6 protein-coding genes are annotated in these 7,744 nt (G+C 60.9%); all 6 read left to right on the top strand.

Annotated features, from left to right (window positions below; genetic code table 11):
* Positions 1–248: 248 nt before the first annotated feature.
* The 6 genes from AB7S84_RS09070 (at position 249) to AB7S84_RS09045 (ending at position 7,732) form a co-directional block, all read left to right on the top strand.
* On the top strand, positions 249–1,472 hold the full coding sequence (locus AB7S84_RS09070; protein ID WP_020875845.1) for an FAD-dependent oxidoreductase: 1,224 nt from the start codon (positions 249–251) through the stop codon (positions 1,470–1,472).
* A gap of 65 nt (positions 1,473–1,537) precedes the next feature.
* Positions 1,538–1,798, top strand: a complete 261-nt coding sequence (locus AB7S84_RS09065; protein WP_428154002.1) for a sarcosine oxidase subunit delta — start codon at positions 1,538–1,540, stop codon at positions 1,796–1,798.
* A complete protein-coding gene (locus AB7S84_RS09060; protein ID WP_428154000.1) occupies positions 1,795–4,713 on the top strand; it encodes an FAD-dependent oxidoreductase in 2,919 nt (972 codons plus the stop codon). Before AB7S84_RS09065 ends, AB7S84_RS09060 begins: the two co-directional genes overlap by 4 nt.
* A 10-nt stretch (positions 4,714–4,723) precedes the next feature.
* Positions 4,724–5,365 carry a glycine cleavage system protein T gene (locus tag AB7S84_RS09055; protein WP_020875848.1) on the top strand — a complete coding sequence of 214 codons (642 nt, stop codon included), beginning with the start codon at positions 4,724–4,726 and terminating at the stop codon, positions 5,363–5,365.
* A gap of 85 nt (positions 5,366–5,450) precedes the next feature.
* Complete coding sequence (locus tag AB7S84_RS09050) at positions 5,451–6,791, top strand: NAD(P)/FAD-dependent oxidoreductase (protein ID WP_020875849.1); 1,341 nt, start codon at positions 5,451–5,453, stop codon at positions 6,789–6,791.
* 173 nt (positions 6,792–6,964) lie between these two features.
* Positions 6,965–7,732 (top strand): electron transfer flavoprotein subunit beta/FixA family protein, encoded by a 768-nt coding sequence (locus AB7S84_RS09045; protein WP_020875850.1) that lies wholly within the window; start codon positions 6,965–6,967, stop codon positions 7,730–7,732.
* Positions 7,733–7,744: the final 12 nt, after the last annotated feature.

Genomic DNA, 7,744 nt, shown 5'->3' with positions numbered 1-7,744 from the left:
TGGCTTACTCAAAGGCCCTGTCGCCTGAGGTTCTACGGGAAGAGGAGGGCTTCCTTTTTTTCGGGAACGGTTCGGGACGGTTCCATAGATGAAAAATTCAACTTTCGACTTTCATGATGGTAACCGGCACCAGCCTATCTAAGTCGAAAGTTGAGTGAAAAATATTTTTCTTTTCAGCGCCCTCGCGGCAGGATGTCCGAACAGAATGATTTTTTAACGTTTTTATCAATTCATCAAGGGGGAACCTAATGTTTGGCAAGTACAAACCCCTGTGGGGGAACAAGACCCGCCTGAAATCCAGCTATGACGCGGTGATCATCGGCGGCGGACTTCACGGCCTGGCGACGGCCTATTTTCTGGCCAAGGAACACGGCATGAAAAACGTGGCCGTCATCGAAAAGAATTTCATCGGGTTCGGGGGCGCCGGCCGCAACACGGCCATTGTTCGGGCCAATCAACGGACTCAGATAAACGTTCCGCTCTACAAGGAGGCATTGGATCTCTGGCCGGTGCTGACCCGGGATCTTGATTTCAACCTCATGTTCAACAACTGCGGCAACCTGAATCTGATGCACAGCGAAGCCGCCATGAATGCGGCCCGTATGAACATCGCCACGGCCCAGTTCCACGGCGTCGAGAGTCACCTTCTCGACGCAAAACAGGTCAAGGAGATGGTGCCGGCCCTCAACATCTCGCCCGACATCACCTATCCGATCCACGGCGCCATGTTCCACCCCCCGGGGGGCATCGTCCGTCACGACGCCGTCGTCTGGGGCCTGGCCAAGGGTGCCGTCAAGCTTGGCGCCGAGATCCATCAGCAGACCGAGGCCACGGCCATCAACACCGAAAACGGCAGGATCACCGGGGTGGAGACCAGCCGGGGCAAGATCCATTCCCCCCGGGTTCTGGTGTCCGCAGGCGGGTATTCGGCCGGCATCATCAACAAGATGCTCGGTATCAAGCTGCCCATCAGTGTTCTGACGATCCAGGCAATGGTCACCCAGCCTCTCAAGCCGATTCTGAACCATGTCGTCTCCTCGGGCGCCTATCACGCCTACGCCAACCAGACCCTGAAGGGCGAGATCGCCACCGGCGCCCACATGGACCCGTGGCCCAACTATACGACCCTGACCACCGCCTATTACATCAAGCACCAGGCCCAGGCCCTCTCGGAATTTCTGCCCTGCCTCCGAGGGGTCAAATTCATGCGCCACTGGGGCGGTCTGGCCGATATGACCCCCGACATGGCGCCGATCATGGACGGCAACGATCCCATCGACGGATTCTACATGAACTGCGGCTGGGGCTACTTCGGCTTCAAGTCCTGTTCAGCTGCGGGCAGGCATTTGGCGGCCTTCATGGCCACCGGCAACTGTCCCGACATCCTCGAACCCTTCAACCTGCGCCGGTACGAAAAGCACCAGTTGATGGGCGAAACCGCCGCGCTGGTGAGCTATACTCCGGACAATTAAGGGCTGATCATTCAAAAAACGACTGGGGCGGACCCCGCCACAGCATTTTATAAGGAGATTTGGCAATGTCATTGACACTCACGTGCCCCATTTGCGGAAAGCGTAACGGCTACGAGTTCCGGTACGGCGGCGAGGACAAGGGCCCCCGGCCCGCCGAGGAAGGGCTCACCCCGCGCAGCTGGTGCGACTACGTCCATATGAACAAATGCGTTGCGGGCGTTCAGAAGGAATGGTGGTTCCATCGGGATGGCTGCGGTTCCTGGTTCACCACCTATCGCAACACTGTCACCAACCTTGAAGTGGAAGCACCGGAGGCAAAAGAATGAACAGGCTTAACACACTGCCGACACTGCGGATCAACCCTTCGGAGAAGTTGACCCTGAGTTACAAGGGCCGAACGATTCAGGGGGTTAAAGGCGATACGGTGGCGACGGCCCTGTATGCGAACGGCGTCCGGGTATTCGCCAGAAGCTTGAAATACCATCGCCCCAGGGGGCTCTACAGTCTTGACGGGGAATGCAGCAACACCATGATGGCGGTGGACGGCATTCCCAACCAGCGGACCGAGAACCTGCCCCTCAAGGAGGGGATGACGGTCGCCGAGCAGAATGTCGTTGGCTCCGCCGAACGGGACTGGATGGCCTTCATGGACAAGCTCGACTGGATGATGCCCGCGGGATTCTATTACAAGACCCTGCACAAGCCGGCGTGGGTGTGGCCCATCGCCATGAAGCAGGTGCGGCAGGCGGCCGGGCTCGGAAAGATTTCCCCCGACTTCGAGATGAAGGGATCTTACACCGATGTTTTCACCACGGCGGATGTCTGTGTGCTCGGCGGCGGCGCCGCCGGCATGACGGCCGCCCTGGCGGCGGCGGGAAAGGGACTCCGGGTCGTCCTCCTCGAAGCCCGACCATGGCTCGGCGGCTGCTTTGAGTACCGGGCAGCCCTCTACAACGGTGAAAAACCCCTGTATGAGCGCGCCCGCGAGCTCGCGGCCGCAGTGGAGAAGACCGCCAACATCCGCGTGTTCGCCCATGCTTCCGTCATCGGGACCTACAACAACAACCTGGTCACGGCCTTCCAGGTGGGCAATGAGAAGGACGGCTTCGACGAGCGATACATCGAGATCCGTGCCGCCGGCATTGTCGTGGCGACCGGCTGCATCGAACGACCGCTCCTGTTTGACAACAACGAACGCCCCGGCGTCATGCAGGTGGCCTGTGCCCATCGTCTGGCCCGGACCTACGGTCTGCTGCCGGGCACCCAGGCGGTCTTCAGCGTCGGCCATGACCTGGGACTGGAGGCGGCCGTCGACCTTTTTGACCTGGGGCTCAAGATCAACTGTATTGCCGACATTCGGGAAGACGGACAGAATCCCGAATTGATGCTGGCCCTGAAGGAACGAAAAATCCCCGTGTTCCCGGGATGGGTGGCCGTCAAGGCCCACGGATGCAAGACGGTCAACAAGGTTTCTCTGGCCACCGTCAACGGCACTGTCACCCGGGATTTCGATTGTGACGTGCTGGTGGCTTCGGCGGGTCTGACCCCGGTTACGGGTCCGGCGACCCTGGCTCAGGCCAGGACGCGTTATGATCAGCATACCGGATATTTCCTGCCCACCACTCTGCCGGCGAAAATGCATGTGGCCGGTCGGATGACGGGCCTGGGCGATGCCTTGGCCATCGAGGCTTCGGGGCATCTGGCCGGACTTCTGGCAGCCGCCGATACCGGGGTCGACGCAGCGTCCGAGATCGAGGATGCCAAGGTCCGTCTGGCGGAACTGCCCGGCCCCGAACGAGGGACCAAGCTGGTTACGGCACCGGTAAAGGGCCGGAAGACTTACATTTGCTTCGATGAGGACACCACCGTCAAGAACATCAAGCAGGCCATGGCCATGGGCTTTGACGTGCCCGAGCTCATCAAGCGGTTCACCTCGGCCGGCACCGGCCCCGGACAGGGCGGCATCCCCGGCCACAACCTGCCGCTTTTCGTGGCCAAATACGGTGCCTCCCCGACCAGGCCGCCGCAGCCGACCACGGTCCGGGTGCCCCTGGTCCCGACATTCCTGGCCACCTATGCCGGCGCCAACCACGACATGCACAAACGGACGCCGGTGGCGGAGTCCCAGAAGGCGGCCGGCGGTGTATTCCGCCGTATCGGCGTGTGGCGCCGAGCGCGGTACTTTTCGGATGACTTCTCCTGCCGGGATGAAATTCTGAACGTTCGGAACAACGTGGGCATGCTGGACGGCTCGACCCTCGGCAAGTTCCGGATCCACGGGCCCGACGCCCTCAAGGCACTGCAGCGGGTATATGTCTCGGACATGAGCAAGGTCAAGGCGGGACGCGTCAAGTACTCCGCCATGTGCAATGACGACGGGTGCGTCATCGACGACGGCGTGGTTGTCAAACAGGGTGAAAACGACTATTATTTCACCACCTCCACCGCCCGCGCCGGTGCCACGGTCGAGTGGTTCCGCTACCACACCCGGTACGACGGGTGGTCCTACAACCTGGTCAACCTCACGGATGCCATGGGCGTCATCAACCTTTCGGGCCCCAACGCCCGGAAGGTGCTGGAGAAGGTCACCGATGCCGACGTCTCCAACGAGGCCTTCCCCTTCAGCGGCTATCGGGAGTTCACCGTGGCCGGAGCGATTCCGGTCCGGGCCATGCGCCTCGGATTCGTGGGCGAACTCTCATACGAGCTCCACGTGGGGTCGTCTTATATGCAGGCCCTGTGGGACATTCTCTGGGAGGCCGGGAAAGCGTTCAATATCGCCCACTTCGGCGTCGAGGCCCAGAACGTGCTCCGGATGGAAAAATGCCACATCATCCTGGGGGCGGAGTCCGAACAGCGGACCAATCTTCTGGATGTGGGCCTGGGCTTTCTCTGGGATCGCCAAAAGACCGATGCCAGGACGGTGGGTGCCGTGGCGCTCCGACAGGCTGAAGGCGACACCGGCCGTTTGACCCTGGTCGGCTTCAAGATGGAGAACCCGGAGCGGGCGCCCAAGGACGGATCCATCATCGTGGACACACGGGTCCGGGGTTACGTCTGCACGGCGAGGAAGAGTTTCTCGCTGAACGAGGCTGTGGGCATGGCCCTGGTCGAATCGCAGCTGTCGGACATCGGCTCGCGGCTCGAAATTTTCGAAGACGAATGCAACGGCAAGCGCCTGTATGCCAAGGTCGTGCCCATGCCGTTCTATGACCCCGATGGCAAACGGATGAAAATGTGAGGTAACGATTATGGCGGACATTCAAAGAAAATCCCCCGTTCAATTTCCTGAGGTGCCGATCCAGACCGAAATCCGGGACCACTGGAAAGTAGCTCTGGCCTATGACGACGAGGGCAGCGGACCCTACCTGGTCGACTTGAGTCACAAGGTTCGGCTTGATCTCCAGAGCGCCAACCTGGCCGACTTTCGCCCCTACGACATTCCGGTGCCGGAGACGCCCGGGCAGTGCGCGCTGGAAAACGGTGTACTGATCAACCGGATGAACCGCACCCAGGCGGCGATATGGCAGCTCACCGGCATTCCCGGGCCCATGCCGGAGGACCCGGCATACACCGACGTCTCCGAGGCGACGGTCTTTCTGGCGCTCTTCGGGCCCAACGCCTTCTTCATCACGGAGAAGCTCTCGGCCCTCGATTTCCTCGATCCTGGAAAATCGGCGCCGTTTCTGCTGCAGGGCCCCTTCTCCCACGTTCCCTGCCAGATCGTGACCCTGGAGAAGAACGCCGACGGCAACGGCGGCATCATTTTCACCTGCTCCCGGGGATACGGCCACGCCATGGTCCACGCCATCATGGAGGCCGGACAGGAATTCGGGATCCGACCCGCGGGTGAGAATCGTTTTAACCACTGGCTGGGGACCCTGGCCGGATAGTGCTGCGGCCGGGCGCGCGCCTTCGGGCGTATCCGGACCGACAGACGCTCTTTAATTCAAGTGATCTGCAGAAGGAGTAGACAATATGCCTAAAACTTATGATGCCATCATTATCGGGGCAGGTGTGATCGGCACCCCCATCGCTTATGAATTGGCCAAAAAGGGATACAAGACACTGAACGTGGACAAGCAGCCCGACGCGGGTGAAGGCTCCACGGCCGGCTCCTGCGCCATCGTCCGCGCCCATTACTCCACCGAGGACGGCGTGGCCTTTGCCTACGAGGGATTCAAGTACTGGAACGACTGGGAGAATTATCTGGAGAACGCAGCGGATGAAAAGGGGTTGGCCAGGTTCATGAAAACCGGCTCCCTTCTCATCAAATCCCAGGGTCATGACTGGCGGAAGGTCAAGAAGCACTACGACGCCGTGGGCGTGGAATACAAGGAGCTGACCAACGAAGAAGTCCTGAAGATGGTGCCGGTGGTCGATCTTCATGAATTCTGGCCGGTGAAGCGTCCGGAGGACCCCTCCTTTTTCGATGAGCCGACCGGAATGCTCGAAGGCGCCATTTTCTGCCCCGAGGGCGGTTATGTGAACGATCCGGCCCTCTCCGCCCACAACATCATGCGGGCGGCCGAGAAGTACGGGGCCGAGTTCATGTTCAACGCAGAGGTGGTGGACATCCGGAGCCGGGACGGCCGGGTGACGGGCATCACCCTGAAGGACGGCACCCAGTTCGACGCTCCCGTCGTGGTCAACGTGGGCGGCCCCCATTCCTTCAAGATCAACCAGATGGCCGAAGGCGTCTGGGAAGGATGCAACATCAAGACCAGGGCTCTCCGGCACGAGGTCATGCATTGCCCCTCCCCCGAAGGCTACGACTACCTGAACGACGGCTACCACATGTCCGACGGCGACATCGGGTGCTATTACCGTCCCGAGGTGGGCAACATGTTTCTCATCGGGAGCGAGGACCCCGAGTGTGACCCTAAGGAATGGGTCGATCCCGACGCGTTCTATGCCGGCAAGGGCGGCCCCGGCCGGGACAACCAGCTGACCGAAGCGCAGTGGAAGGCCCAGTGCTACCGTCTGGCAAGAAGGATCCCGACCCTTCCGGTTCCGAATCAGCCCAGGGGCGTATGCGATCTCTACGACGTTTCCGACGACTGGATTCCCATCTATGACAAGTCGGATTTGGGCGGCTTCTACATGGCCGTCGGCACCAGCGGCAACCAGTACAAGAACGCGCCGGTGGTCGGCGCCATGATGGCGGAGCTCATCGATGCCTGTGAGAAGCAAGGGCTCGACCACGACAAAACGCCCTTCCAGTTCAAGATGCGCTACACCGGCCGGGTCCTGGATGTGGGCTTTTTCTCCCGAAAGCGTGAGATCAATTACGACTCCAGCTTCTCCGTCAACGGGTGATCCCGTGGGGACACCCTTGACAAAGCGCGCTGAATGAATTTAAAAATGGCCTGTTTTTACAGGCCATTTTTGCATGCAAAACCGTTGTTGACCAGATCGTCTCACGGTTTCCGGCGGTTTTGCCGCGAATCGCCGCGGGACGGGAAAACAATTGAACCAACGGGATGGGATTCATGAAAATCTATGTCTGCGTCAAACATGTGCCGGACTCGGCGGCCACCATCACCATTCGGGACCGGAACCGGATCGAGGAGAACATCACCTTCCTGATGAACCCCTACGACGAGCACGCCGTCACCGAGGCGGCCAAACTGAGAAGCCGGCTTCCGGGATCCGAGGTGATCGCCGTCTGCGTGGCCGGGCCTGCCGCCGAAAACACCCTGAGATCGGCCATGGCCATGGGGGCCGATCGCAGCATTCTCGTCTGTACCGACGGACCCGTCGACAGCATGCTGGCGGCCCGGGCGCTCGCAGCGGCCATCAAAGGCGATGGATCACCCCACCTGATCCTGACGGGGAAGGAATCCATCGACGCCGAGGGCATGCAGACCATGTTCCGTCTGGCCCGCCATTTCGGGGCGCCGGCGGCCGTCAATGCAGTGAAGATCACCCTGGTGGAGGACGGTGTTGTGGTGGAGTGCGAGAAGGAGGCGGGCTCCCGGGACGTTCTGCGCCTGACGACCCCATGCATCGTCGCTGTCGGACGGGGCCTGAACACCCCCCGGTATCCCACCTTGCCGGATATTCTCAAGGCCCGCAAGCGGGAGATCAGGAAAATCGGCTTGGAGCAGCTTGCCGCGGCATCGCCCGGCGGAAGCACGAAAGTCCTTTCGCTTGCGCCGGTGGTGGAGCGCCGCGCCCCCAAAGAGATCACCGGAAACCCAGCGGCTGCGGCCCGGGAGCTGGTTCGCATCCTCAGAGAAGCGGCCAGGGTCCTGTAGCGGACTGGTGCC

Source organism: Desulfococcus sp., from assembly GCF_050178255.1.
In the GTDB taxonomy this organism is placed as follows: Bacteria; Desulfobacterota; Desulfobacteria; order Desulfobacterales; family Desulfococcaceae; genus Desulfococcus; species Desulfococcus multivorans.
Note: the sequence above shows the minus strand (reverse complement) of the source record. Positions and strands in the feature narration are given on the sequence as shown.